Source organism: Rhizobium sp. IY2, from assembly GCF_047532935.1.
Classification (GTDB): Bacteria; Pseudomonadota; Alphaproteobacteria; order Rhizobiales; family Rhizobiaceae; genus Rhizobium; species Rhizobium anhuiense.
In genome coordinates this window covers 1-25,372 of the sequence record NZ_JBLKNU010000011.1, presented here as the reverse complement: position 1 = coordinate 25,372, position 25,372 = coordinate 1, and the positions used below count along the sequence as shown (strand labels likewise).

Annotated in this window: 23 protein-coding genes, 2 tRNA genes and 1 pseudogene; 19 read left to right on the top strand and 7 right to left on the bottom strand. The window is 59.4% G+C overall.

What is annotated here, in order from left to right:
• Positions 1-77: 77 nt before the first annotated feature.
• Entirely contained in the window at positions 78-344 is a 267-nt protein-coding gene (locus ACMUVN_RS26585) for a hypothetical protein (RefSeq protein ID WP_028756823.1), read from the bottom strand.
• A 135-nt stretch (positions 345-479) separates the two neighbouring features.
• Here ACMUVN_RS26585 and ACMUVN_RS26580 point away from each other — a divergent pair, with 135 nt between their 5' ends.
• Both ACMUVN_RS26580 and ACMUVN_RS26575 read left to right on the top strand, forming a co-directional pair.
• Positions 480-740 (top strand): BON domain-containing protein, encoded by a 261-nt coding sequence (locus ACMUVN_RS26580; protein ID WP_028756824.1) that lies wholly within the window; start codon positions 480-482, stop codon positions 738-740.
• A gap of 93 nt (positions 741-833) precedes the next feature.
• Positions 834-1,094, top strand: a complete 261-nt coding sequence (locus ACMUVN_RS26575) for a hypothetical protein (protein ID WP_028756825.1) — start codon at positions 834-836, stop codon at positions 1,092-1,094.
• Positions 1,095-1,387: 293 nt separating this feature from the next.
• Here the strand turns inward: ACMUVN_RS26575 and ACMUVN_RS26570 are convergent, their stop codons facing one another.
• Positions 1,388-1,630, bottom strand: coding sequence for a DUF982 domain-containing protein (locus ACMUVN_RS26570; RefSeq protein WP_011650393.1), 243 nt, complete (start codon positions 1,628-1,630; stop codon positions 1,388-1,390).
• 315 nt (positions 1,631-1,945) lie between these two features.
• Positions 1,946-2,020 (bottom strand) — tRNA-Thr (locus ACMUVN_RS26565).
• Between the two features lie 153 nt (positions 2,021-2,173).
• Here ACMUVN_RS26565 and ACMUVN_RS26560 point away from each other — a divergent pair.
• The 12 genes from ACMUVN_RS26560 (at position 2,174) to ACMUVN_RS26505 (ending at position 11,389) form a co-directional block, all read left to right on the top strand.
• A complete protein-coding gene (locus ACMUVN_RS26560) occupies positions 2,174-2,368 on the top strand; it encodes a hypothetical protein (protein WP_097544972.1) in 195 nt (64 codons plus the stop codon).
• Between the two features lie 107 nt (positions 2,369-2,475).
• The gene (gene murA, locus ACMUVN_RS26555) at positions 2,476-3,768 is read left to right on the top strand and encodes a UDP-N-acetylglucosamine 1-carboxyvinyltransferase (protein WP_028757476.1); all 1,293 of its coding nucleotides are present in this window, start codon (positions 2,476-2,478) and stop codon (positions 3,766-3,768) included.
• A 95-nt stretch (positions 3,769-3,863) separates the two neighbouring features.
• A complete protein-coding gene (locus ACMUVN_RS26550) occupies positions 3,864-4,295 on the top strand; it encodes a DUF2948 family protein (protein ID WP_028757475.1) in 432 nt (143 codons plus the stop codon).
• A 118-nt stretch (positions 4,296-4,413) separates the two neighbouring features.
• Positions 4,414-5,712, top strand: a complete 1,299-nt coding sequence (gene hisD / locus ACMUVN_RS26545; protein WP_414815668.1) for a histidinol dehydrogenase — start codon at positions 4,414-4,416, stop codon at positions 5,710-5,712.
• Positions 5,713-5,716: 4 nt separating this feature from the next.
• Complete coding sequence (locus ACMUVN_RS26540) at positions 5,717-6,190, top strand: UPF0262 family protein (protein ID WP_097544977.1); 474 nt, start codon at positions 5,717-5,719, stop codon at positions 6,188-6,190.
• Entirely contained in the window at positions 6,187-6,672 is a 486-nt protein-coding gene (locus ACMUVN_RS26535; protein ID WP_028757472.1) for a low molecular weight phosphatase family protein, read from the top strand. Before ACMUVN_RS26540 ends, ACMUVN_RS26535 begins: the two co-directional genes overlap by 4 nt.
• A gap of 123 nt (positions 6,673-6,795) precedes the next feature.
• A complete protein-coding gene (infA, locus tag ACMUVN_RS26530; protein ID WP_003545338.1) occupies positions 6,796-7,014 on the top strand; it encodes a translation initiation factor IF-1 in 219 nt (72 codons plus the stop codon).
• Positions 7,015-7,068: 54 nt separating this feature from the next.
• On the top strand, positions 7,069-7,689 hold the full coding sequence (locus ACMUVN_RS26525; RefSeq protein WP_028757471.1) for a Maf-like protein: 621 nt from the start codon (positions 7,069-7,071) through the stop codon (positions 7,687-7,689).
• 33 nt (positions 7,690-7,722) lie between these two features.
• On the top strand, positions 7,723-7,935 hold the full coding sequence (yacG, locus tag ACMUVN_RS26520; RefSeq protein WP_028757470.1) for a DNA gyrase inhibitor YacG: 213 nt from the start codon (positions 7,723-7,725) through the stop codon (positions 7,933-7,935).
• A 282-nt stretch (positions 7,936-8,217) separates the two neighbouring features.
• Positions 8,218-8,293, top strand: a tRNA-Phe gene (locus ACMUVN_RS26515).
• Positions 8,294-9,052: 759 nt separating this feature from the next.
• Positions 9,053-9,982, top strand: a complete 930-nt coding sequence (locus tag ACMUVN_RS26510; RefSeq protein WP_028756155.1) for a sugar ABC transporter substrate-binding protein — start codon at positions 9,053-9,055, stop codon at positions 9,980-9,982.
• Between the two features lie 543 nt (positions 9,983-10,525).
• Positions 10,526-11,389: a DUF6030 family protein gene (locus ACMUVN_RS26505; protein WP_414815730.1), complete on the top strand. Its 864-nt coding sequence runs from the start codon at positions 10,526-10,528 to the stop codon at positions 11,387-11,389.
• Between the two features lie 44 nt (positions 11,390-11,433).
• Here ACMUVN_RS26505 and ACMUVN_RS26500 read toward each other — a convergent pair.
• The 4 genes and pseudogenes from ACMUVN_RS26500 to ACMUVN_RS26485 all read right to left on the bottom strand — a co-directional run.
• Positions 11,434-11,691, bottom strand: a pseudogene (locus ACMUVN_RS26500) (transposase); the annotation flags it as partial.
• Positions 11,692-11,698: 7 nt separating this feature from the next.
• The gene (locus tag ACMUVN_RS26495; RefSeq protein ID WP_414815667.1) at positions 11,699-13,144 is read right to left on the bottom strand and encodes an HlyD family type I secretion periplasmic adaptor subunit; all 1,446 of its coding nucleotides are present in this window, start codon (positions 13,142-13,144) and stop codon (positions 11,699-11,701) included.
• A 12-nt stretch (positions 13,145-13,156) separates the two neighbouring features.
• Positions 13,157-14,872, bottom strand: a complete 1,716-nt coding sequence (locus ACMUVN_RS26490; protein ID WP_414815666.1) for a type I secretion system permease/ATPase — start codon at positions 14,870-14,872, stop codon at positions 13,157-13,159.
• A 103-nt stretch (positions 14,873-14,975) separates the two neighbouring features.
• On the bottom strand, positions 14,976-15,551 hold the full coding sequence (locus tag ACMUVN_RS26485; protein WP_028756841.1) for a hypothetical protein: 576 nt from the start codon (positions 15,549-15,551) through the stop codon (positions 14,976-14,978).
• A 596-nt stretch (positions 15,552-16,147) separates the two neighbouring features.
• Here ACMUVN_RS26485 and ACMUVN_RS26480 point away from each other — a divergent pair.
• The 5 genes from ACMUVN_RS26480 to ACMUVN_RS26460 all read left to right on the top strand — a co-directional run.
• Positions 16,148-17,236, top strand: coding sequence for a hypothetical protein (locus ACMUVN_RS26480; protein WP_414815665.1), 1,089 nt, complete (start codon positions 16,148-16,150; stop codon positions 17,234-17,236).
• A gap of 712 nt (positions 17,237-17,948) precedes the next feature.
• The gene (locus ACMUVN_RS26475; protein ID WP_052213402.1) at positions 17,949-18,656 is read left to right on the top strand and encodes a helix-turn-helix transcriptional regulator; all 708 of its coding nucleotides are present in this window, start codon (positions 17,949-17,951) and stop codon (positions 18,654-18,656) included.
• 307 nt (positions 18,657-18,963) lie between these two features.
• On the top strand, positions 18,964-21,111 hold the full coding sequence (locus ACMUVN_RS26470; RefSeq protein WP_414815664.1) for a type I secretion system permease/ATPase: 2,148 nt from the start codon (positions 18,964-18,966) through the stop codon (positions 21,109-21,111).
• Complete coding sequence (locus ACMUVN_RS26465) at positions 21,108-22,565, top strand: HlyD family type I secretion periplasmic adaptor subunit (protein WP_414815663.1); 1,458 nt, start codon at positions 21,108-21,110, stop codon at positions 22,563-22,565. The genes ACMUVN_RS26470 and ACMUVN_RS26465 overlap by 4 nt, the downstream gene beginning before the upstream one ends.
• A 120-nt stretch (positions 22,566-22,685) precedes the next feature.
• On the top strand, positions 22,686-25,372 hold a 2,687-nt coding region (locus ACMUVN_RS26460; RefSeq protein WP_414815662.1), incomplete at its 3' end, for a M10 family metallopeptidase C-terminal domain-containing protein.

Genomic DNA, 25,372 nt, shown 5'->3' with positions numbered 1-25,372 from the left:
TCACTGGGGAAAGATTAGATGTTCCTTGAATGTTCGCGATTGCCCTCGCTGTCAAGCGTTGTGGCGTGACGGCAGCCTCAGTCGGGGAAATCCGGGCCGACGACACGCCGCACCAGTTTCAGGCTGCGGTCCGGCTGAAGAATATAGGTTTCCTCCACGCGCTGGCCCGTCTCGTTGTAGAACTGGTTGTAGACGGCGCTGCCGACCGGCGACTTGGTGAGCTTCGTTCGCGGCTGGCCGCCATAGGTAATGCTGCCCGGAATGGGCTCCAGCGCCGGGCTATCGGCCGAGGAGCAGCCGGCAAGCAAGGCCGCGGTTAACAAGGCTGATAGAAGCGCTTTCATCGTCTTCATCCCTCTTTCGACTGCAGCCAGATATGGAAATCGCCGCGTCTTTCGCCAAGGGCTGTCCACCCGGCCGCAACGAAATGCCTCGCCGCGGCGTTAACCGATATCTACCAACATCAGGAGACGGCCACGGTGCTCGGATTTCCAGCATTCACCGACCATGAGGAGTCCGGCCGGCAGGGCCACAGCGATGCGGCGACGCGCGCTTCGGTGGAAAGCGCCCTTCATGCGGCCGGCGATATCGAAGCGGCGGACATCATCGTCAGCATATCGGGCGCCTATGTCGTCCTGGAAGGTTTCGTGCGCCGGCGCGGTGATGTCGAGCGGGCCGTCGAGATCGCCGAGAGCATCGTCGGCCGAGGCCATGTGCGCGGTCGCCTGCTGCGACGCTAGCCGGCCCGCGCGCCCTCATGTCTTGCGACGCATGAAGGGAACCAAAATGCCCTCCGCGGGTTGAAAGGCCGGACCCAAACGCTGGAGACCCTCATGCAGTCGCTTCTTCGCATCTCTGCAATGACCTTGATTACAGGCGGTGTCCTTGCCGGCTCCGCCCATGCCTCGCTGGAAACCGGCACGAATTATTCCGCTCTGCCGAAGGACCAGATCGCCCTCAACGAATATACCGGGGCCGTCGCCTGCCAGCCGGTAGAGCCCCACTATCTCCCCTCCTTCATCCGCGCGGCGGACGGTACGATCATCGGCGTCGGTTATGTCGAGGTCGAGGACGAGGGCGGCGCGGACTGCTGAAAACATGAGGACTTGCTCGGACGAGGCTCGCCTGCGTCTCCGCTAAGGGTACGAGCCTCTAACCATCATCATGATGGCTGGGCATCTTCTATGAAGACACCTGTACCAGGCGCAACACCTGTTGCACCAAAACCCGGCGCGAGTTCGATGCAGGGTTAAGCAAAATTAAAACATTGTTCCGTTCCGGCACGTTCCGTTTACGAACGACCTGAAGTGACCTGGAAATCCCGACCGAAGTGCAGCGCATAACCCCGAAAATCGGAATCGATTTTCGGAAAGGATTATGCGCCAGTTCAATGCAGCTTCAGCTTCGCCTCTTCGGCCGCCGCCAGGAACTCGGCTCTTGCTTCTTCCACGCTCTTGCGCCCGTCGAGCGCTGCCCGGCAGGCGCTGCGGGCCTTGATGTAACGAAGCCCGCGCATACTCGGCCAGAGATCCGCCAGGCACTTCAGCGCATCGAACGGACCATTGACCGTTCGCGCATCGGCACCTTCGAAACCGACCTTGACCGGGCTGTTCCATCTTTCAGTTGCCATCGATACTCCTCCACGATTGTCGACAGAAACGACGTGCAGTATCTCCCAGTTCCTCCGGGGAGACTCCGCCATGATAGGCATTCTAGCGCGATTTTTGCGGCCAACAATGGTGAATCGATTATTGCTGATGAGACGAAATGTCAGCCTGCATGGCCTTCCCGGCTCTCGTCAGATGGCTGCCCTGCGAGAGGTTGGTGAAACGGAGAGCGTGCGGCCGGGTCCCTTCGCCCCGTTTACGGGGAGAAGGTGGCGGCAGCCGGACGAGGGGCTGGCCTCACCGAGTGAGCAAAATGATTCCTAATACTGAAAGAAAACTGGTGCTGCCGAGTGGGATTGAACCACCGACCTCACCCTTACCAAGGGTGTGCTCTACCACTGAGCTACGGCAGCAGGACCAGATCCGCGCGAGCCGGGGCTCAATCGCGGGAACGGGGCGGCTATTGCCACAGCTTGACGGCAAGCGCAAGCAGCAAATTCCAACTTCGCGTGGATTGCCGTGCAAGGGCCTTTTGGATTGGCGCGAATTCGGCTAATCCTTTTGGCATGAACGACAAGACCGAAACCGGCCAGCAGAGCCGCAAAGAGGCAATCGAGGCACAGGCGAAACTGCGTCGCGAGCGCGCCGCTGAAAAGCTCAGGGAAAATCTGGGGCGACGCAAACAGCAGGTGCGCGCCCGCCGTTCGGGCCAGGCCGACGAAACAAATGGACTGCCCGCCGCAAAAATGGACGAATCGTAATGTTCCGTCCCGGACGAATTGAAGCGTCGTCAGAAATCCCCTAAACACTCCACTCCTTATTCCAAGGCAGAACTTTCAGGAAAGGCGGGCGCTGCCCGTAAGCGCACATGGATCGTATCAGAATCGTCGGCGGTAATGAGCTGAATGGCATCATTCCGATTTCCGGCGCCAAGAATGCCGCACTGCCGCTGATGATCGCCTCGCTTCTGACCAGCGATACGCTGACGCTCGAAAACGTGCCGCATCTGGCCGATGTCGAACTCTTGATGCGCATCCTCGGCAATCATGGCGTCGATGTCGCCGTCAACGGCCGCCGCGAGCGCCAGGAAGATTCCTACGCCCGCACGATCCATTTCACCTGCCGCACCATCGTCGATACGACAGCCTCTTATGAGCTGGTCTCGAAGATGCGCGCCTCCTTCTGGGTCATCGGCCCGCTGCTCGCGCGCGAAGGCCATTGCCGCGTCTCGCTGCCGGGCGGCTGCGCCATCGGCACCCGCCCCGTCGATCTCTTCATCGAAGGCCTGACGGCGCTCGGCGCGACGATGGACATCGATGCCGGTTATATCAACGCCAAGGCACCGGCCGGCGGCCTGATCGGCGCGCGCTACACCTTCCCGAAGGTCTCCGTCGGCGCCACCCATGTGATGATGATGGCGGCAACGCTTGCCCGCGGCACGACGGTTATCGGCAATGCCGCCCGCGAGCCCGAAGTGGCCGATCTCGCCAACTGCCTGAACGCCATGGGCGCCAAGATCACGGGCGCGGGGACTGCGACGATCACCATCGAAGGCGTCACCTCGCTCTCCGGCGCCCGTCACCGCGTCCTGCCGGACCGCATCGAGACCGGCACCTATGCCATGGCCGTCGCCATGACCGGCGGCGACGTCGTGCTCGAAAATACCGATGTGGCGCTGCTCGAGACCGCGGTGGAAACGCTGCGCCGGGCCGGCGCGGAGATCTCGTCGACCAACAACGGCATGCGCATCAAGCGCAACGGCGCCGGCATCAAGCCGGTCGATATCGTCACCGATCCCTTCCCCGGCTTCCCCACCGATCTGCAGGCGCAGTTCATGGCGCTGATGACCCGTTCTTCCGGCGTCTCGCACGTCACCGAGACCATCTTCGAAAACCGTTTCATGCATGTGCAGGAGCTTGCTCGCCTCGGCGCCAGGATCTCGCTCTCCGGCCAGACGGCAAAGATCGAAGGTGTCCAGCGCCTGCGCGGCGCGCCCGTCATGGCGACCGACCTGCGTGCCTCGGTTTCGCTCGTCATCGCCGGCCTTGCCGCCGAGGGCGAAACCACGGTGTCGCGCGTCTACCACCTCGATCGCGGTTTCGAGCGGCTCGAGGAGAAACTGACCCGCTGCGGCGCCATCGTCGAGCGCATCAGCGAGTAAACGCGCCCTTATCCCGGTTGCGTAATCCGCTGCGGCATCTTATTTCCCTTCTGACGCATCGCCATTCCGGCGGTGCCCGCGGGGGATGAGGCTGAATGACCGACCTGAAGCTTATTGCGCTCGATGACGAGGACCTTGCGGTCGTTTCCGCGCATATGCAGGACAGTGTCTTCAAGGTCGGAGACATCGACTGGTCGCCGCGCGACGCGCAGTTCGCCCTTGCCGTCAATCGTTTCGTCTGGGAAGGTGCCGAGCGCAAGCGCCGCGGTTTCGAGCGCCGCCGTGCCGCCCTGGTCTTCAAGCGTGTGCTGGCCGTCCGGTCGCTCGGCATCGATCGTGGCAAACGCGACGAGGTGCTGTCACTGCTGGCGCTGCGCTTCGAGCCGAAGGGCGAGGGGCCGGATGGTACGGTCGAGCTGTCGCTGTCCGGCACGGCCTCGATCGCGCTCGATGTCGAATGCATCGAGGTCCAGATGGCCGATATCGGCGGCGCCTGGGAGGCCTCTTCCAAGCCGCGTCACCGCTAGTGCATGTCGCCCGGAAGTGTGCAGCGGTTCCGGGATAACGACATGCATAAAAAGAGCTTCAGTGCTTGACGCCTGAAGTTTGAATATCGCAGTTTCGAGTTGAGAGGGAATATCGGCCTTGGCAATCTGGCTGGATCAGGCATCGGAAGGTTTCGAGCAGCATTTTGCCGCCTTTCTGACGACCAAGCGTGAAATCTCCGAGGATGTGAACACCGTCGTTCGCGCCATCATCGATGATGTCAGGGCCCGCGGCGACGTGGCGCTCGCCGAATATTCGCTGAAATTCGACGGCATCGATTTCGCCACCGTGCCGATGCGCGTCACACCAGAGGAGATCGACGCCGCCGTCGAGGCGGTGCCTTCGGAAGTGCTGGGCGCGCTGAAGCTTGCGGCACTGCGCATCGAATCCCATCATCGCCGGCAGCTGCCGAAGGACGATATCTACGAGGACGACATGGGCGTCGGTCTCGGCTCGCGCTGGACGGCGATCGAAGCGGTCGGGCTCTATGTTCCGGGCGGCACGGCGAGTTATCCGAGCTCGGTGCTGATGAACGCCGTGCCGGCCAAGGTCGCCGGCGTCGATCGCATCGTCATCGCCGTTCCCGCCACGGGCGGCGCCGTCAATCCGGCGGTGCTTGCCGCCGCCAAGCTCGTCGGCGTCACCGAGATTTATCGTGTCGGCGGCGCCCAGGCGATCGCGGCTCTTGCCTATGGCACCGAGACGATCGCCCCGGTCGCCAAGATCACCGGCCCCGGCAATGCCTATGTCGCTGCCGCCAAGCGCCATGTCTTCGGCACCGTCGGCATCGATATGATCGCCGGCCCCTCCGAGGTGCTGGTCATTGCCGATAAGCACAACAATCCGGATTGGATTGCCGCCGACCTCCTGGCGCAGGCCGAACACGACGTCAGCGCCCAGGCGATCCTGATCACCGACGATGCCGCGTTCGGCAAGGCGGTGGAGCAGGCGGTCGAACGCCAGCTGAAGACGCTGAACCGCGCCGAGACGGCGGCGGCGAGCTGGCGCGATTTCGGGGCGGTCATCCTGGTTGCCGATCTGAAACAGGCCATTCCCTTGGCCAACCGCATCGCCGCCGAGCATCTGGAGCTCGCCGTCGCCGATCCGGACCGGCTGCTCGACGGCATCCGCAATGCCGGCGCGATCTTCATCGGCGCTCATACGCCCGAGGTGATCGGCGATTATGTCGGCGGTTCGAACCACGTGCTGCCGACGGCGCGTTCGGCGCGCTTCTCTTCCGGTCTTTCGGTGCTCGATTTCGTCAAGCGCACCTCGATCCTGCGCCTCGGCCCGCAGCAGCTGCGCAGCCTCGGCCCGGCGGCGATCGCGCTTGCGGTTTCCGAAGGCCTCGATGCCCATGCGCGGTCGGTCGCGATCCGCCTCAACCTCGAAAGGTGAGGGCATGGCGAAGGGCGAATTCCGGCTTTGCGACGTCGTCCTTGACGATACGATCGGCCGTTCGACGCCCGATGTCGAGCATGAACGCGCTGTCGCCATCTTCGACCTGATCGAGGAAAACAGCTTCGAGCCGCTCGGCCACGCCGGCGGGCCTTACCGGCTGAACATCTCGCTGGTCGATTCGAAGCTGGTCTTCGCCATCACCACCGAAGAGGGCGGCGGCGTCGCTACCCATATCCTGTCGCTCACCCCTTTCCGGCGGATCGTCAAGGATTACTTCATGATCTGCGAGAGCTATTACGAAGCGATCCGTTCGGCGACGCCGAGCCGCATCGAGGCGATCGACATGGGCCGGCGCGGCATCCACAATGAAGGTTCGCAGACGCTCAAGGACAGGCTGGCCGGCAAGATAGAGATCGATTTCGACACCGCCCGGCGCCTTTTCACGCTGGTCTGCGTGCTCTACTGGCGCGGATGACGGCAATGGATCGTGCCGCCGACATCGACGAGGGAAAGCGGCCGGGCGCCATCCTCTTCATGTGCGGGATGAATGCCATCCGCTCGCCGATGGCCGAAGCGATCGCCCGTAGCATTCTGCCGGCCAATACCTATATACGATCGGCCGGCGTTCGCGCCGGCGAGCGCGATCCCTTCGTGGATGCGGTGCTGGAGGAGATCGGGCTTTCCCTCGGCCGCCGCCAGCCGCAGACGCTGGAAGAGCTCGAGGACGATTATTTCGATCTGATCATCACCCTGTCGCCGCAGGCCCATCACGCGGCGCTCGAGTTGACCCGGTCGAATGCGATCGATGTCGTCTACTGGCCGACGATGGATCCCACGGTTGCAAGCGGAACGCGCGAGCAGATTCTGACAAGCTACCGCGAGGTTCGCGATCACCTGGCCGGCCTCATAGAAAGCCGGCTACTCAAGCGAAATGGCATCGCCGCGCAATCGGCATGAAAACAAATAAAGGAAAGCCTGATCAACAAGGTTCACAAACCATCGTTGATTGTGTAGTTTCCGCCCAAATTTTCAAGGCGCGCCCTGCGCTGCCTATTCAACCCACAGGAAGAAAACACTTATATGCCTAAAGAAGAAGTCCTCGAATTCCCGGGAATCGTCACCGAACTTCTGCCGAATGCGACGTTCCGCGTGAAGCTCGAAAACGAACACGAGATCATCGCCCATACCGCAGGGCGCATGCGCAAGAACCGCATCCGCGTTCTCGCCGGCGACAAGGTGCTGGTGGAAATGACGCCCTACGATCTGACCAAGGGCCGCATCACCTACCGTTTCAAGTAAGCTTGCCCAAGGCCCTGCAAGGGTTTTCTCCCGTCTGCCGATGGTCGAGGTTCCATGACGCTGAAATACAAGCTCATTCTGGCCTCGGGTTCGCCCCGTCGCGTTGACCTGCTCAACCAGGCCGGCATTGAGCCTTCGCGCCTGATGCCGATGGATATCGACGAGGCGCCGAAGAAGTCGGAGCATCCGCGTTCGCTGGCCCGACGGCTTTCGGCTGAGAAAGCCGAAGCCGCCCTTGCCGCCATCAAGGGCGATATCACCTGGAAGGGCAGCTATATCCTGTCTGCCGATACGGTGGTCGCCGTCGGCCGGCGCATTCTCGGCAAGGCGGAGTTCGCCGATGAGGCGTTGAGCTCGCTGCATCTGCTGTCGGGGCGCAACCATATGGTCTACACCGGCGTTTGCCTGGTGACGCCGGATCGCAAGATCCGCCAGAAGATCGTCGAGACCAAGGTCCGCTTCAAGCGGCTCTCCGGCTTCGAGATCGAGAACTACCTGGCCTCCGGCCAGTGGCGCGGCAAGGCAGGCGCCTACGGCATCCAGGGCCTCGCCGGCACCTTCGTACAGAAGATGGTGGGCTCCTACACCAATGTCGTCGGCCTGCCGCTTTATGAAACCATTCTGCTTTTGACCGGCGAAGGCTTCGATGTGCATAGCCGGTGGCCCGAGGGCTGAGCCCCGACGGCCGATCCTATAGGACAGACCGATATGCCTGAAGACAAGAAAGCGGCCGCCAAGGTCGAACCGCTGCGCAAAGCGCGCCCTTGCCCCGAATGCGGCAAACCTTCCCACCGCGAACACTACCCCTTCTGCTCCAACCGCTGCCGCGAGGCCGATCTCTCCCGCTGGCTGACCGGCGCCTATGCCATCCCGGTTGCCGACGATGAGGCCAAGGCCGATTATCCCGATGAGGAAAACTAATGCATGTCGCCCAAAAGTGCGCAGCGGTTTTGGGAGAACGACATGCATAGAAATAAAGCTCTAAAGCGCGAGGAGCAGTCTGAAGGATTGCGACGCGCTTTAGAGCGCTGCACCCGCGAAGCTCTTATATTTCCTCATGAATCCGCAAAGCCGGCAAGACCGTCAAAAAAGAGTCATTTGACGCTTGCCATGGCCGAACAAGATGCTATAACCCCGCTCGCTTCCGGGGCGAACCAAGGCCCCGCGGTTCTTTTCCTGAAAGGGGCCATCGGAAGCAGGTTAGCCCAGGTAGCTCAGTTGGTAGAGCAGCGGATTGAAAATCCGCGTGTCACTGGTTCGATTCCGGTCCTGGGCACCATTCAGTCTCTTAAAGCCGGTCTCATATGTTTGGTCTCGGAATAGCGGCGAGATTTTAATGGCTTAGCCCATATGTGCGTCCGTCTTTTCCACCTTTCTCAGCCTTCTGCATGTCATTCTCCACCTTTTGCCGGCCCGTCTCAGGTGGCTGTCGCCAGTAGCCAATAGCTCGCATCAGTTGACTTGCGCTTTCTTGAGACAGGTTCGCCTGTCTCGATCGACTCTGCTGCACCTGCGGAGAGCGCAAAAGGGCGTCTGCCGTGATGCCCTCCTCGATCAGCCAGCACGGCGCGGTTGAACGCCACCGGCGCCACCCGATTTCGCAACGTAGCGCGTCCGCTGTTGCGCCGGTGATGGAGTTCTCTCATCGCCGCGGCGATTCTTTCAGGAATGAGAGGGTTTGCAAGCAACGATGAATGGACCGCAAAACGAAATCAATAGAAGCTTGCCGAACTTCGTGACGTCGCCTCGTGATCGCGCGAAAACTGGGAGGAGATCAGGTGAAAGTCGCTCGGCATTGACGCCGTCTATGAAGTTCGCGGACTTAAGTCATCAAATAAGGCACTGAAAAAGCATGCATTTCGTGCGAGGCAGTGGAGCGGGGAACGACAGGCAAATTGCCAGCGTCGAGATCGCCGCGACAGCTTTACGATGATTTTCGACCTTTTTTGCTGGCACCCTGACGCCTGTTTTTGGCCAGGGCGCTGGAGCTCCGGCGTGAGGAGGGTGCAGCCGGGCACCGCTTTGTGGAGGAAGTGAAATGAAAAAGTTTATCCTGGGCACTGCGATGGCGCTCGTCATGTCGACGGCGGCTCACGCAGAAACCGTCGGCGTCTCGATGGCGAAGTTCGACGATAATTTCCTGACGGTTCTGCGCAACGGCATGACCGATTATGCAAAGACACTCAGCGGTGTGACGCTGCAGGTCGAAGACGCACAGAACGACGTGTCCAAGCAGCAGAGCCAGATCCAGAATTTCATCGCCTCCAAGGTCGATGCGATCATCGTCAACCCTGTCGATACCGATGCGACGACGGCGATGTCGAAGCTTGCGGCCGATGCCGGCATTCCGCTGGTTTACGTCAACCGTCAGCCGGTCAATGTCGACACGCTGCCGGAGAAGCAGGCTTTCGTCGCCTCCAACGAGCAGGAATCCGGCACGCTGGAAACCAAGGAAATCTGCCGCATTCTCGGCGGCAAGGGCAAGGCCGTGGTGATCATGGGCGAGCTCTCCAACCAGGCTGCGCGCATGCGCACCCAGGACATTCATGACGTCATCAAGACGGATGAATGCAAGGGGCTGGAGATCGTCGAAGAGCAGACGGCCAACTGGGACCGCACCCAGGGCGCCGACCTGATGACCAACTGGCTCTCCAGCGGCATCGAATTCGACGCCGTCATCTCCAACAACGACGAAATGGCGATCGGCGCCATCCAGGCGCTGAAGGCGGCCGGCAAGGATATGACCAAGGTCGTCGTCGGTGGCGTCGACGCCACCCAGGACGCGCTTGCCGCCATGCAGGCGGGTGATCTTGACGTCACCGTGTTCCAGGATGCCGCCGGCCAGGGCAAGGGCTCGCTCGACGCGGCGCTGAAGCTTGCCAAGGGCGAAAAGGTCGACAAGAAGGTCTATATTCCCTTCCAGCTCGTCACGCCTGAGAACGTCAAGGACTTCGTCACCAAGAACTGAGGCGAATGCCAAGCAGGATGCGGGCTTTGCCCGCATCCTTTTTTGAGTGCTCAAAGTCCCGTGGCTGATTGAGGATGAGACTGTCCGGCATCCCGATCTCGTGCCCGCAAAGAAGAGGCAGGGCCGAAACGTCAAGGAGTGAACCTTTGCCGAAGACGCTTTGCGCGCCGCGACAGAGGCCACCATTGTCGGCAAATATAGCTAAGCTAGGTTGCTCGACGGAACCCTGTTTTCGACATATGCGGGTCCGCGCGTTACTAGCGCATCGCCCCGAAAATCGCCGCCCCGAGGTTCCTGCTTGACGCTTTATACAGTCGGCATCAGAATCGCAGTGTTGAAGGTGAGTCGGCTGTACCCGCTTTCACATCGTTGCTCGCCTCAGAAGAGACTAGCCGCAGGGGCCGATTGGCCACGCGCCGACCGACGCCGCTGGTCGTAAGCTTGCGGGGGATCGCCGTGGATAAAGTGTCGTCGGCAGTTGGTCCTCCTCGCGACAGCCAGCCGCGGCACTGGAGGTTCCTCTTACGGAGCAACCGCCGCTGGCTGCTTTGGCCGGCGCTTTTGATACCCGTTTTGCTTCTTGTCGGCATCGCTGTTTTTTACCATGAAATCCGTCACGTCGAAGATCCGGCTGGTCGCTTTGAGTATCAAGCGCTCGATAAGGCCGCCCGATCATCACGCATATCAGTCCGCCCTGATACGGCGGCTCCTGCTCCTCTTCCGCCGACCTCTGTATCGCTGAAGCTGATCGAGGTTCCGAAACTGGAGCTGGCCAGTCAGTTTCTGCGGACGTGGCGCTTCGCGGGGCCAAATATCTGCGGCGCTCTTCGAGAGGCCGGCATCGAAATGAGCGAATGGAAAGCCGCATCGATGCGCAATCGCAGCTATGAATGTTATTTTCAGCGCATCCACGAACGGGACGAGGTGCGACCCCTCAGTTCGACCTTCGTTAGGGTTCGGGGAAATGAAAGGGGCGATATTGTTGAGATCCGCGCCAAGATCGTCGGGCCGCAGACAGATGCCCAGGGGCGTCTCGCTCCGGCTGTCCTGCGCATTTTCGAGATCATTGTGAAGCAGGCTTGCTGGCGTGATTTCGAAGATGCGCTTGCGTCGATCCAAAGCCTTCGCAATGTCGAATACGAACAATTCGGCGCCTATCTCAGCTTTACGCGCGAAGCCGGCAGCGAAAATAGCTTCAATTTCATTCTTGGCCTTAAGGCGACGTCAAGTTCGCAGGTGAGGACCAAGGCGTATTTTTCGGCAGACAGCTGGCTGGCCACGACAAAACCCCGCATTCCGCAAACTTTATCCTCATCGACCGCATCGTCACATCCACAGCCGCCACTTGCGCTCAATGACGGAGTGAGTAGCGGCCACAATTCAAGATCAATCTGGAACTGTGGCTGAACATCCACAAGTCCATCGTGACCTTAGTTTCGCCCCTTCGAGGTCTTCGCCAGCATCTCGCTCAGCGTTGCCGCCGAGAGCATGGATTCGGCCAAAAGCTTCTTGAGCTTCTGGTTTTCCTCCTCCAGTGCTCTCAGCCTTTTGGCATAGAGACCGACATTTCCGTACTGCAAGGATTGCCACCGATAGAAGGTCGGCTCGCTGATACCGTGCTTGTGGCAAACATCCGCCACCGTCACCCCGGCTTGGTGCTCCTTCAGAATACCCGTAATCTGGTCGTCGTCGAATTTTCTCTTGCCCATCACGGTGTCAGTCCTCGCGAAATGCTCTGTTGAAACTGTCGAGGAGTGGTCTGACGGCATAGAGCGCCACGCTGCTTTCGCCCGTTTCGATCAGTGTCTGTGCGGGCATGCCCGCGACCAGTTCGACATCACTCATTTTTGCCAACCGCTCGTCCGTTACACGGATTGTCGCGGCAAAATAGGGCTGGCCACTCTGCGGATCGGTGAGACGGTCCGCTGATACATATTCGACCCGACCTTTCAGGAGTGGAACACGCCGCTGATTGTAGGGAAGGAGGTGGACCTGTGCCTCGAGCCCCGGATGGACGAGATTGATGTCTTCCGGTCTGACGTGGGCAGACACGACAAGACGATCGGTGCGTGGCAGAAGATCAACGAGTGGTTCACCCGCGCCGATCACGCCACCTGATGTGTGGATGCGCAGGTTCATAATTGTTCCATCTTCGGGAGCACGGATATCGGTCCTGGACAGTTGGTCGTCGATCGCCCGCAAGCGTTCGCGCAGCTGCATGATCTGGCTTTCCGTATTGCGCATGCCCTGGGCGACTTCGTTCAGCCGGTCGCTCTCAAGCTTTACGAGATCGGCCTGCGAGCCGCTGATTACCTGATAGGCGCGAGAGATCTGCGCCTCTACTGCACCGTGCTGGCCATCAAGGTCTGCTTTTTCCCGCTGGAGGTTGAGAAGCCTGCTCCGTCTTTCCAGTCCTTTGGCGGTGAGGACCGTAACCTGATCCAGTTCTTGGCTCGAGATTGCGGCTCTGTCGGCCAGTGCTGCCTTCTGCGCGCTAAGCCCGACGATTTCCTGCCGCACCTGCGCGATTTTTTCATTGGTGATCTGAATTTCCGCCTGCATGACCCGGCGACGGGCGTCGAAGATTTTCTGTTGCCCGATCAGAATCGCGCTGACCGAAGGATATTTGTCCATTGCTGCCCTGAGATCCTCAGGATAGGCGACATGGTCGCCGCCTGTCTGCTCCGCAAGCAGGCGGGCACGGCTTCCTTCGGCGTCCCAAAGTTGCCCTTGAACGCTGTCGCGCTCCGAGCGAGACTTCGTATCGTCGAGTTCTATGACGATCTGCCCGGCCGTGACCGCATCGCCGTTTTTAACGAGGATCCGTCGGACAATTCCACCTTCCAGATGCTGAATGGTCTTGCGGCTGGATTCCGGTTCGACAACGCCCGAAGCAATTGCAGCGCTTTTCAGCGGCGCCAGAACCGACCAGATTCCCAATCCGACGATGAAGGTCAGGATCAACAGGTTCCCCGTCCAGACAACACTTCTGAGCCGCGGCATGGGAGAAGGGGCGGCGGGTCCGCGCTGTTTCGACTCGATCACCGGCCAATAGGCCGACTGTTGCTTGGCTGTCGCTGTCGGTCGTTCGACCAGCTCCCGACCCGTCCTCGACGAATTTGAAAATCTCGCCGGCGTTGTCTCCAGTTGAACAAGGGCCATGGCAGCGTTTCCCTATGTTCCTGTTCGAGACGGTGGTTGAAGATAGGTTTCGTAAATCCGCTCACTGTCGCCGAAGGCAGCCACCGTCCCGTTGCGCATGATGGCAATCTTGTTGGTGACCGGCAGGATCCCCATCCGGTGCGTTATGATAACGACGATCATCCCCCTGGATCTCATGCGCTCGATTGCCGCAAAGAGCATGCGTTCGCCGTCATAATCCAGGCTCGAATTCGGATCGTCGAGAACGATAAGAGACGGATTTCCATAGGCAGCCCGTGCCAGTCCCAGCTGTTGGCGCTGAGCCCGAAGGAGCAGGTTTCCACCTTCACCGATATCGGTCTCGTAGCCCTGCGGCAGTCGCATGATCGCTTCGTGCAACCCAACGAGCTTTGCGGCGTCGATCGCTTTGCAGGGGTCTCCTCCGTCCAGCCGGCCGATCACATCCTTGATTGCTCCGCCGAAGAGTTCGATGTCCTGCGGCAGGTATCCGACATGGCAGGTCCCGCCGCAAAGGCGCAGAGCCGAGATATCGACCCCGCCGAGAAGGGCACATCCGCTCGTTGCTTGCACAACGCCTGCCATGATGCGGCCAAGTGTCGATTTTCCCGATCCCGACGGACCGATGAGCGCTATGCAATCGCCTGGCGCCAGCCGCAATGTGATATCCGTCAGTATCGGCCGATTGGCGAATGGCTTGAAATAGCTGACATTATCGAGAACGAGGCCATTGGGTTCCGGTCGCGGCACCATTCGAGTATCGCGGTCCGATGCAACTGCTATCAGCATTCTGTTCAAGCGATTGAAGGCATTGCGCGCAAACGTAAAGGAGCGCCAAGCACCTATTGCGCCCTCGATTGGTGCGAGCCCGCGCCCGAGCAGCAGGCTCGCAACGAAGATGATCCCGGGACTGCCGTCGTTTGCGAGCACCAGCCATGTCGCGGATCCCATCATCAGGATCTGCGCGAGTGTGCGGATCGATTTGGAGAAACCAAGAATGATCTCGGTGCGATGCATCGCGATGTCCTGCGCCCGTCTTGCCATTTCTGCATCGCGATAGACGATCAGCGCCGCGCCATCCTGCATGCCCATTGCCCGGATCACCTCGATGTTTTTGAGGGCGGTCGCAAATCGCAGATAACTCCTCGAAAGGGCAAGATTGGCGTGGGCAAGCGGCTCCCGCGTTGCCAGTTCCGTCATGAACGCAAACAGCAGAAGTGCAACTGCGCTCAGAAGACCGATGGTCCCAAGCAGCGGATGAACAAGAAAGAGCAGGAGCAGGAATAACGGCGCCCAGGGAACGTCAAAAAGCAGCGAGCTGGCCGGTGAATCGAGGAACTGGCGTAGGGCGGCCAGGTCCCTGTAGCATTCCGTAGCAGCTCCCGTATCGGCGCGAGCGGCATATTCGAACGATGCGGTCAACACCATGGGCCGTAGCCTGTGATCCAGCCAGCTGCCGAGGCGCGAAAGCGCAGCCCTGCGCACGATATCGAGCGTCGACCCGACCAGCACAGCGACGGCGATGATCATCGTCAGCATCAGGAGCGTGTCAGCGCTTCGGCTCGACAGGACCCTGTCATAGATCTGCAGGAGATAGATGGACGGCGCCAGAAGAAAGAGATTGTAGCCGCAGCTATAGAGGAAGACCAACCCGAAGGCTCCGGCACAGGCCCTGAGCGCGACAACAAGCTGTGTCGGCGGGCGCGGTGGCTTGATGGAAATCGTTGTCATTACCAGATCTCGCTGCATTTGATACTGACGAGAAAAGACTGCGTGCTGGTTCAGCAATTCAGGAGGGTCGCCAGCCGAAACCGGCGACCCTCAGAGTCTGAGTTCATGAGCCGAGATGGTCGACGTCGATATGGCCGAAGGCGTTTATGAAGTGATCGAGAGAATTGTTCACCGTCGTCGTTTCGGGATCCGTGTGCACCAAAGCTGACGAGATATCGCCGCCCAGAGCGTTGTTTCCGTTGCCGCCGTTGCCGCCGACGCCTGCGAGGATGGTGGCATGCTGATCGGCCACAAGCTGCGTATATTGTGTCGCGGTCGTAGCTGCAGCCACCGCAGCCGTGTCGCCGCCGCTCGAGTTTCCTTGGCTGCCGTTGGAGTTGGAATCTCCCCCGGCGCCGCCGTCGCCGCTGTTCGTGACCGCCGCCAGGAAGCCGTTCTTGGCCTGAGCAAAGCCACCGTCTCCGCCATGGCCGGCGTCCCAACTTGCCTTCTGCCAAACGTGATCGCCGTTGTGCAGATCGGTCGTTGCCCCGTAGACCTTTTGCACGGGGTCTACATATGCAACTGGGTTGTAGTTGATGTTCCCATCGTTGTGGCCATCACCGCCGTTGCCGGCTTTCGCGTCACCAGCATCCGGGTTATTGAGTTGAATCGTGTCGGATATTTGTGGAATAGGCATTGATGTCACTCCTTCTACTTCGTTTCGTCCATGTTACTTTTACGGCGTGGGTATCCAGCATGTCACCGCTAGCCAATACAACCGCGGACGAATATTGCCTGCGATTTAATCTGCGAACTACCCAGATATTCGGCGGCACTCTTTCGGATGTATACTTGAAGGTGACGGAGCGTTATTTGGATTAGTACCTAGTGATTTGACCCCGGCTGGTATGGGCAGGATCATTTCTGCGGCCTCGTCGAAGCGATGCCGTTTTTCGAAGCAACGGCCGTCCAAGCGAACCGGCTGCATCCCCGGGGCTGATCAGGCCGCGCCTGGCGGAGGCCCCGCTTGGAGCTGAAAAACTGTCATGACTCGCCGCGAGAACGGGGGCGCAAGATGGGGGCCTCTAACCCAAACGGGCGTTGAGTGCTCGCAGACTGGCACAAGGAGCACTGCGGCCCTGACAGCCAAATGGCTATAGAACTAGCCGACGGGATGTAGACGAATTGCAGGCTCTGCTTTTGTTGCGTTCAGATGCACAATGCCTGAACAATTCAGGCTGCATAGCGTCGCACGCTCGGTGGCCGTGCGGTTGACCGGAAATGGAGACGGTAATGGCGGAAACTCGTTCCTTATCGGAAGACTTGCCCAAGGCGGGCACCGATCAAAACCTCGCCCCTAATGTGGCCGCGGGGCATCTGGCACTGGTGCCGACCTGGCTTCCATTGGAGGTCGCTTCCAATCCGAGCTATAATTCTGCCGGCAGCGGTGGTGACGGGATAAGCGAAGGCGTGATCAGCAGCAACGCCTTGGCCGTCTTCATGCCGTCGAATGCCGCGATGGCCGGGCCTCATTCGGGCGCCGACGCTTTCCAGGGCAATGATGCGCTTATCAATCAGCATCCTACCGAAATGGCCGGGATCGGCGGGAATGGCGGAAGCGGCAATGTTGCCATCGGCAGCGGCGACGGCGGCAATCATGCCGGCACCGGCGGCAATGGCCTCTTCTACGGTGGACTGGTCAGCACCGAAGTCGCGGTGTTTGCGCCGGTGAATACGGCCGTGGCTGCTGGCCCCGGCGCGGAGGCTCACGCTGAGCAATCGAACAATGCATTGTTTCTGCAGGGCGCAACCCAGATGGGCGGCATCGGCGGCTCGGGCGGAGACCACAACGCCGCGGGCCATGGTGCGTCGCTGAGCCCGGGAACGTCGCTCACATTGACCGGCGACAATTATGCGGGCCACGGCGGCGATGGATATTTTATCGGCAGCATGGTCGACGTAAGTGTGGCCATATTCTCACCGATCAACATCGCCGTCGGCGCCGCAGGCGGTTCGGCGGTCGCTCATCAGACAAACAATGCAATTTTCGATCAGGGCACTGTGCAGATCGCCGGCATCGGCGGCAATGGCGGTGGCTTCAACATATCGTCGGATACGATTTTCACCGGCAATCATGCAGGGGGCGGTGGTGGGACCGGATCGTCAACCGGCAGCATGGTAGACGTCAATTTCGCCTATTTCCATCCCATCAACATTGCCGTTCCCGCCGGCGGGACGGCGGACGCCCAACAGATCGATCATGTTCTCTATGATCAGCAAGCGCTTCAGTTGGCGGGCATCGCGGGCCACGGCGGAGAGGGTAATCTCACAGACGCCCATTCGGCTCTCGTCGACGACATTCTGAGCTTCATGCATAGCTAGCGGATAGACTCCGCGCTTGCATTGCGGAGGCTCGACTGCACGAAACCGCTTTCGTGCCGACGGGCTCGCGCAATGCCGAACATTTCACCACGACCTCATCCGTATTGTCGCCGATTTCGGCCGCCAGAGGCCGTGACCGCCGCCCGGCATCTGGGAGCGTCGGCGCAGTGCTGCCTGCGTGAAACAACGGGTATTCATGCCTCATCAGGGTGTAGTTTCACTAATCATAATGGGTAATCAGCGATCTTGTGGTTTTGTCGCTTTTTTCGGTTGTCGTTTTGCTGTCTGGGTCTGCGGCTGTTTTGAACTGACATATGGAAACAAAGCCGAGCCGATCGGCAGCTGGTTATCTCCACTGGTTCCTTCCAAAATGGGCCTGTAGCAGATCGGTTGCTTTTTCAGTGCCTTTGAAAGCTTTGTTGACCCGCTTGCCGTACGTGAATTCGGCGAAGGGATGGAAAGTCTGTAGCGACAAGTCGAACCAGCAGACCCTCATGAACAATCTCTTAAATACGCCCTGCAGGCCTAGTCATCTCTCACTCAAATCTTATAGACTATAAGAATTATCGTGAGAGATCAGACTATTGATATCTGAAATACACTCACTTTTTATCATGACATGTAATGAGAACAGGAATAATATGAACAGCTGTTGCGTTGCAAATATCTGGGGAGCGCGCAAGTGTCCGACATTGCTAATACCAAGCGCCGTATGGGGCGCAATGCACCAACTGTGATCATCATTGAGCATTCTACTTTGGCGCGCACCACCGTGGTGAAGCTTCTTGAGCGTGAACTCGCTGGGTGGAACTTTATAGATTTGATCTCGACCGAGAGTCTCGATCGGGCTCTTGGAGCCGAGGTGCGTTTGATTGCATTGGATCTGGCTGGCAGAGATGTCGAGAGCGCCAGCCTGCGGGAAGATCTCGCGGCAATTGCTGCACGTTTTCCTGAGGCTCCTATCACGTTGCTCTCAAGTACGGATGACGTCATCATAGTCCGTCAGGCGCTTGAGATAGGCATCCGCGGCTTTTTCTCGACGTCACTTCCCGTTGATATTGCCCTTGCCGGTCTTCGCCTTGTTCTGGCAGGAGGAACATTTTTCCCGCAGCTATTGGGAGCTGTTGCAAACGGCTCAAGCGAGCATAGCCCGGCCAGAAATGAGGCCGAAAAATGCTTGGATGATAGGACGCAGTACTTGGCGATTGCTGATTTCACTCCCCGGGAAGCGGATGTCCTCGCAGAGCTGCAATCCGGCTGTTCAAATAAGGTAATTGCAGGAAAACTCAATTTGTCGGGGCATACGGTCAAGATGCATTTGCAACACATTATGCGCAAGTTGCAGGCGCAGAACCGCACTGAAGTGGTTGCCCGCTTAATTCAAAGAGCCGCCGGTGGGCCTGACGCCTCGCCGAGTTAGGCGGTGTCGGCCAGTACCGGGGCGCTGTCTCAACGCTTGAGTGGGTGTCGGAGCGCGGTTTGATCCCATCATAGGCGCCGAAGATTGCTCCCTGACTCGAGCCGTTGCCACCCCCGGCGAAGCTAGACTGTGCTACCGTCGGTGCGTTGTTGCTTCTTCGCCACAACCGGCTCGAAATCAGGCGAGCTCCAATATCCCCCCGTGGCGCAGTATTTCCGAGTGAGTTACATCATCAGCAAGCAGCCGCAGCAGGCGGTTGGGCCGGTGGAGCGCGGTAATCTGTAGCTTCAGGGGAATAGTTCCGCGCATGGATGGCAGCCTTTCGCAGCATCTGGACTCCGGTCTTCGTGCGCTCTGCGGCATCGCTGCATTCTATCGCATTGCTGCCGACCCGGTTCAGCTGCAGCACGATCTGGCGTTGAAGGGGCGCACGTCCCAGGCCATCGACATTCAGCGAGCAGCCAAGATCATCGGGCTTAAGGCGCGTGTCGTGGAGAAGGTCACGGAGCAACGTCTTCGAGCCATGCCTGTCCCCGCCATTGTCCAGGTGCGCAGCGGCTCCTTTCAGGTGCTCGGCGGCTTGAACCCATCGGGAAAGTACAGACTCGTCGATCCGATAACACGCGTCGATCGTGAAATCGCTTCTGCGGATATACTAGCCGAAATCGACGCGCGCGTTATTCTTGTGGGGCGGCGCATAAGAGGCGAAGGGTCCGACCCGCGAGAATTCGGCTTCAAGTGGTTTCTGCCATCGATCTGGCGTTATCGAAAGCCGCTTGCCCATGTATTGCTTGCCTCGCTGTTTGTGCAGATCTTCGCGCTCATCACACCTTTGTTCTTCCAGGTCGTGGTCGACAAGGTCCTGACGCACAAAGCCTATTCGACGTTGTTCGTGCTTGTTGCAGGCATCGCGATCATTGGTCTCTTCGATGTCATGCTTCAATATCTGAGGGCCTATGCGCTGGCTCACACGACGAACCGGATCGATGTCGAGCTCGGCCAACGATTGTTCCATCATCTCCTGCGGCTACCGCTGGAGTACTTCGAGACGCGATCAGCCGGCCAGACCGTCGCCCGCGTTCGAGAACTTGAAACGATCCGCGCATTTCTGACCGGGCAGGGGTTGTTTTCGGCGCTCGACGTCATTTTCACTTTTGTCTTCATCGCGGTTCTTTTCGCCTACTCCTGGAGCTTGACCCTGATTGTCGTTGCGGCGATCCCGATCTACCTCCTGATCGGAATCGTGGTTCGACCGCCGCTGCGCGAATTCGTCAAAGAGAAGTTCAATCGGGGAGCGGCAAGCCAGCAGTTCCTGGTCGAAGCGATCGTCGGTGTCCACACGGTTAAATCCGCCGCGGTGGAGCCGGTGATGCAGGCGCAGTGGGAGGAAAAGCTCGCAGTTTACGTGCGAACAGCCTTCGATACGACACTGCTGAGCGCTGGCGGACAAAATGCCATTCAATATGTGAGCAAGCTTTCGACGGCGGTCCTTCTTCTTTTCGGTGCAAGGGCCGTGATGAACGGGGAGCTTTCCGTTGGTTCGCTTGTTGCCTTCAACATGATCGCAGGGCAGGTCACTCAGCCGGTTTTGAGGTTGTCCCAACTCTGGCAAGATTTCCAGCAGGTGCAGATCTCGGTCGATCGGCTCGGCGACATTCTGAACACGCCGATGGAGCGTCAGCCAAGCTCCCGTTTGTCGTTGCCTGCCCCACGGGGGAACATTGAACTTCGAAATGTCATCTTCCGTTATCGGCCCGGCTCTCCGGAAGTCTTGAAAAACGTATCGCTGGACATCAAACCCGGAGAAATCATCGGTATCGTCGGCGCATCGGGTTCCGGAAAGTCCACGCTTGCCAAACTGGTGCAGCGTCTCTACGTCCCCGAAGAGGGGCAGGTCCTGCTGGATGGCATGGATCTATCACAACTCGACCCCGCTTGGCTTCGAAGCCACATAGGAGTCGTTCTCCAAGAGAATCTGCTGTTCAACCGCACGATCCACGACAATATCGCTTTCTCAAACCCGGCGATGCACCGCGCTCAGGTTATTGCGGTTGCCAAGCTCGCCGGGGCGGATGAATTCATTTTGCGGTTGCCGCAAGGCTACGACACGATGATCGAAGAACGTGGCGCGAACCTGTCCGGCGGCCAGCGTCAGAGGATCGCCATTGCCCGTGCGCTTGCCACAGCCCCGCCGATCTTGATTTTCGATGAGGCGACCAGCGCCCTCGACTATGAAAGCGAACGGGTCGTACAGACCAATATGCGCCAGATCGCCGCCGGCCGAACGGTTATCATCATCGCGCACCGGCTCGCAGCTGTGCGGCCCTGCAATCGGATCATCGGTATGGCAGACGGGCGCATAGCAGAAATTGGCAGCCATGACGAGCTGCTTAAGCGCCCGGACGGGCTCTATGCGCGGCTTTGGGCCTTGCAGAATGACAGAGGCGCCGCATGAAAAGTGGACCTGTCCAAGCTGTTCGATATGCCGGTCCTGCGCCGCGCCCGGCCAAGCGATCCGATCATGAGTTTCTGGCACCGGCGATCGAAATCCTCGAGACCCCACCCTCGCCGGTGCGCCTGGCGCTGATCTTGATCATTTGCGCCTTCGTCACAACGGCATTGATCTGGTCCTATATCGGCCACATCGACATCATCGCAGCCGCACAGGGCAAGATTCAGCCGGCCGGCCGCGTTAAGGTTGTTCAGCCGCTGTTGACGGGTAAGGTGAAGGCGCTTCCGCCATCAAATGGCGCACAGGTCAAGACCGGTGATATCCTCCTCGAGCTTGATTCGACGGATGCTATTGCCGATGAGACGGATGCGGCAAAAGGCCTGGCGTCTGTGAGCGCCGAGGTCCGGCGCCGAACAGCTGCGGTAAACTATGTTCGTTCTCAGGAGAGCGGCAGGCTGCCGCCAACGATCTCATGGGATGCGGACGCGTCCGATGAATTGCGTCGTCGTGAAGAAGGCATCCTGCGGGGCGACCTCGAACAATACCAGGCCGCAGTTGCGTCGCTTGATGCTCAGAAGCACCAGAAGGAAGTGGAGCGCGATCGTCTGACGGTGACGGTTGTGGCTCAGAACTCGCTGGTTGAAACGCTGAAAGAGCGTGTGGCGATGCGCAATATGCTGGCTTCGAAGGAAGCCGGCACCATGGCAAGCGTGATCGATGCGACGCAAACATTGAAGGAGCAGGCGACGCAACTGGCTATGCAGGAAGGTCAGCTCGCTGATGCCGCCGCTGGTATCGAGGTCCTTGCGCGGGAAAAGGACAAGCTAAAACGAGCATTCCTAGGCGATCAGCTCGAGCGGCTGGGTAATGCGGAACGTCGGGTCGAAGAGCTGGAGCAGCGACTGGCGAAAGCCATAAATGTTCGCGAGCAGATGACTTTGCGCAGTCCAATAGACGGCACGGTGCAAGCATCCTCGATTACCAGTGTGGGCCAAGTGGTGACCGTCGGCGAGGACGTGATGCGTGTCGTGCCTGAGGGAAGCACACTGGAACTCGAAGCTTACGCTTTGAACAAGGACATCGGCTTCATCAAGGTCGGCCAGGATGCTGTCGTCAAGCTCGAAGCCTTTCCCTTTACACGCTACGGAACGATCCCGGCCCGCGTCATCAAGATTGCGGCCGATGCGATTCCGGAACCCGATGCCGCGCGTCGTGAAGGCGACCCTGCGGCACGACAGTCGGAGACAACGTTCGGCGGCGCCGAAAGGATGCAGAACCTGGTTTTTCCGGTGACCTTGAGTTTGGAGGCCGATCAAATTCTAGCAGATGGCCGTAACGTCCAGTTAAGTGCGGGCATGGCAGCAGTTGCGGAGGTTCGAACAGGCGAGCGCAGGATCCTGGAATATGTCTTCTCGCCTTTGATCGAGGTCGCGGAGGAAGCCCTTCATGAGCGTTAGTTACTTAGGTCAAAACCTTACTGAAGCGAGATAAGACTTGTAGTTGAAGTTTCACCCTCATGCGGAGCAGAGGGAACCGGCATTTGGCACGGCAGAGTGGATTAGGCAAACGGGGATTTTATGACGAACCTTATTACTTCGACGAAGAACGTCAGCTTGACTGGGGATCAGAAAGTTGACGGGCTGTTCAGCGGCACAGCCTGGGACGGAACGATAACCTATGCGTTTCCCACCTTCTCGACATCGTATTCCTATGCCGGCGAGAAAGATTGGGGTTTCTCTGCGATTTCCTCTCAGCAGCAGTCTTTTGCCTTGTTCTTCATGGAGCAATCCTACGGAAATACGGCAAATGACGGTTTCTCCGTTGAGGGATTTACGAACGCCAACTTTCAGGCCGGTAGTGCGGAGACCGCATCGGTGCGGTTCGCTCAGTCATGGATGCCCCCGACGGCATGGGCCTATTATCCAGACACTCCGGAGGCAGGCGGCGACGTCTGGTTCGGAACGTCATATGCCGGCACTGAGGTAGATCTTCGCTTTCCGGAGTTCGGCAACTATGCAGGGCATACCTTGGTGCATGAACTGGGTCACGCGCTGGGATTGAAACATGCTCATGAGCCCATATACTTCGACAATTCAACGGTCGTTCCGAGTGCCTACGATTCGCTCGAATACACGGTCATGACTTACCGCACGTTTGTTGGAGACGATACAACAAGCGGCTACAAATACGAGCATGACGGCGCGCCTCAAAGCTTCATGATGCTCGACATCGCCGCCCTGCAGGAAATGTATGGTGCGGACTACACGACCAACAGTGGCAATACCGTTTACAAGTGGAATCCGAACCAAGGCATCACCTATGTCAACGGCGTCGCGGCCATCACGCCCGATGCCAACCGCATCTTCGCGACAATCTGGGACGGCGGCGGAATCGATACCTATGATTTGAGCGCTTATACCACCAACCTCACGATCGATTTGCGAGCAGGGGGGTACTCGGTCTTTTCCCAGGGCCAGTTGGCCGATCTGGGGGGTGGTCCGAACAATGGTTACGCCCGCGGCAACATTTTCAACGCGCTTCTTTATCACAACAACGTTGCCTCCTTGATCGAGAATGTTCAGGCCGGCTCCGGCGACGATACGATTGTCGGTAACGAAGCGAACAATACGCTTTGGGGAAATGCCGGAAATGATTCGCTGTCCGGTGGTACTGGCGTCGACACATTGATCGGCGGCACTGGCAACGACACCTATTTCGTCGACAATGCCGCCGACGTCGTCACCGAAAACGCCAGTGAGGGGACCGACACGGTTCGCGCCACGGCAAGCTACACGCTTGGCGCCAATGTCGAAAACCTAACCTTTATCGGCACCGGGGCCTTCAGCGGTATCGGAAACGGGCTCGCCAACACGATCACGGGGGGCGCCTCCACCGATACGCTCTTAGGCGGCGCCGGCAACGATACGCTGGACGGTGGCGCCGGCGCCGACACGCTGCTCGGCGGTGCGGGGGACGACACCTACATCGTCGACAATGCCGGCGACAGCCTCACCGAGAACGCCAGCGAGGGGACCGACACGGTCCGCACGAACTTGGCAAGCTATACGCTTGGCGCCAATATCGAGAACCTCACCTATAACGGAACGGCGGCCTTTGCCGGAACGGGCAACTCGCTGGACAACCTTATCATCGGGGGCGCTGCCAGCGATACGCTTTCCGGCGGCGCCGGCAATGACACGCTGAATGGCAGCGCCGGCGCCGACACGCTGATCGGCGGGGCGGGGGACGACATCTATGCCGTCGACAATGCCGGCGACAGCGTCGCCGAGAACGCCAGCGAGGGGACCGACACGGTCCGCACGAACCTGGCAAGCTATACGCTTGGCGCCAATGTCGAGAACCTCACCTATAACGGAACGGCAGCCTTTGCCGGAACGGGCAACTCGCTGGACAACCTTATCATCGGGGGCGCTGCCAGCGATACGCTTTCCGGCGGGGACGGCAATGACACGCTGAATGGCAGCGCCGGCGCCGACACGCTGATCGGCGGAGCGGGGGATGACATCTATGCCGTCGACAATGCCGGCGACAGCGTCACCGAAAGCGCCAGCGAGGGGACCGACACGGTCCGCACGAACCTGGCAAGCTATACACTTGGCGCCAATATCGAGAACCTCACCTATAACGGAACGGCGGCCTTCACCGGCACCGGCAATGCATCCGCCAACACGATCAGGGGTGCGGCAGGCGCCGACATCCTGGACGGAAAGGCCGGAGCCGACACACTGATCGGTGGAGCAGGCAACGACACCTATATTGTCGATGACATTGCCGACGTGGTCACCGAAGGGTCGAATGAAGGAACCGATCTGATCAGGACGGTGCTTTCTTCCTATGCCTTGACCAATATTGCCAATGTCGAAAACCTGACCTTCATCGGCACCGGCGATTTTATCGGGACAGGAAACAGCCTCGCCAACACGATCACCGGCGGCGCCGGCAACGACACGCTGGACGGCGGCACCGGCGCCGACTTACTGATCGGCGGTGCCGGCAACGACCTCTATGTGGTCGACAGTGCGAGCGATGTGATCGACGAGGCGGCCAGTGCCGGCACCGATGAAATCCGCACGGCGCTTTCAAGCTATACGCTCGGCACCAATGTCGAGACCCTGACCTACACGGGATCCGCCAGCTTCACCGGCATCGGCAATGCGCTCGCCAACACGATCACCGGCGGTGCCGGCAATGACACGCTGAATGGCAGCGCCGGCGCCGATACGCTGATCGGCGGGGCGGGGGA

Bases quoted from the DNA above. Each gene is read 5' to 3' on its own strand.
- ACMUVN_RS26585 (WP_028756823.1), bottom strand. From the start codon at position 344: ATGAAAGCGCTTCTATCAGCCTTGTTAACCGCGGCCTTGCTTGCCGGC.
- ACMUVN_RS26575 (WP_028756825.1), top strand. From the start codon at position 834: ATGCAGTCGCTTCTTCGCATCTCTGCAATGACCTTGATTACAGGCGGT.
- ACMUVN_RS26570 (WP_011650393.1), bottom strand. From the start codon at position 1,630: ATGGCAACTGAAAGATGGAACAGCCCGGTCAAGGTCGGTTTCGAAGGT.
- ACMUVN_RS26560 (WP_097544972.1), top strand. From the start codon at position 2,174: ATGAACGACAAGACCGAAACCGGCCAGCAGAGCCGCAAAGAGGCAATC.
- murA (WP_028757476.1), top strand. From the start codon at position 2,476: ATGGATCGTATCAGAATCGTCGGCGGTAATGAGCTGAATGGCATCATT.
- ACMUVN_RS26550 (WP_028757475.1), top strand. From the start codon at position 3,864: ATGACCGACCTGAAGCTTATTGCGCTCGATGACGAGGACCTTGCGGTC.
- ACMUVN_RS26540 (WP_097544977.1), top strand. From the start codon at position 5,717: ATGGCGAAGGGCGAATTCCGGCTTTGCGACGTCGTCCTTGACGATACG.
- ACMUVN_RS26535 (WP_028757472.1), top strand. From the start codon at position 6,187: ATGACGGCAATGGATCGTGCCGCCGACATCGACGAGGGAAAGCGGCCG.
- infA (WP_003545338.1), top strand. From the start codon at position 6,796: ATGCCTAAAGAAGAAGTCCTCGAATTCCCGGGAATCGTCACCGAACTT.
- ACMUVN_RS26525 (WP_028757471.1), top strand. From the start codon at position 7,069: ATGACGCTGAAATACAAGCTCATTCTGGCCTCGGGTTCGCCCCGTCGC.
- yacG (WP_028757470.1), top strand. From the start codon at position 7,723: ATGCCTGAAGACAAGAAAGCGGCCGCCAAGGTCGAACCGCTGCGCAAA.
- ACMUVN_RS26510 (WP_028756155.1), top strand. From the start codon at position 9,053: ATGAAAAAGTTTATCCTGGGCACTGCGATGGCGCTCGTCATGTCGACG.
- ACMUVN_RS26495 (WP_414815667.1), bottom strand. From the start codon at position 13,144: ATGGCCCTTGTTCAACTGGAGACAACGCCGGCGAGATTTTCAAATTCG.
- ACMUVN_RS26490 (WP_414815666.1), bottom strand. From the start codon at position 14,872: ATGACAACGATTTCCATCAAGCCACCGCGCCCGCCGACACAGCTTGTT.
- ACMUVN_RS26485 (WP_028756841.1), bottom strand. From the start codon at position 15,551: ATGCCTATTCCACAAATATCCGACACGATTCAACTCAATAACCCGGAT.
- ACMUVN_RS26480 (WP_414815665.1), top strand. From the start codon at position 16,148: ATGGCGGAAACTCGTTCCTTATCGGAAGACTTGCCCAAGGCGGGCACC.
- ACMUVN_RS26475 (WP_052213402.1), top strand. From the start codon at position 17,949: ATGGGGCGCAATGCACCAACTGTGATCATCATTGAGCATTCTACTTTG.
- ACMUVN_RS26470 (WP_414815664.1), top strand. From the start codon at position 18,964: ATGGATGGCAGCCTTTCGCAGCATCTGGACTCCGGTCTTCGTGCGCTC.
- ACMUVN_RS26465 (WP_414815663.1), top strand. From the start codon at position 21,108: ATGAAAAGTGGACCTGTCCAAGCTGTTCGATATGCCGGTCCTGCGCCG.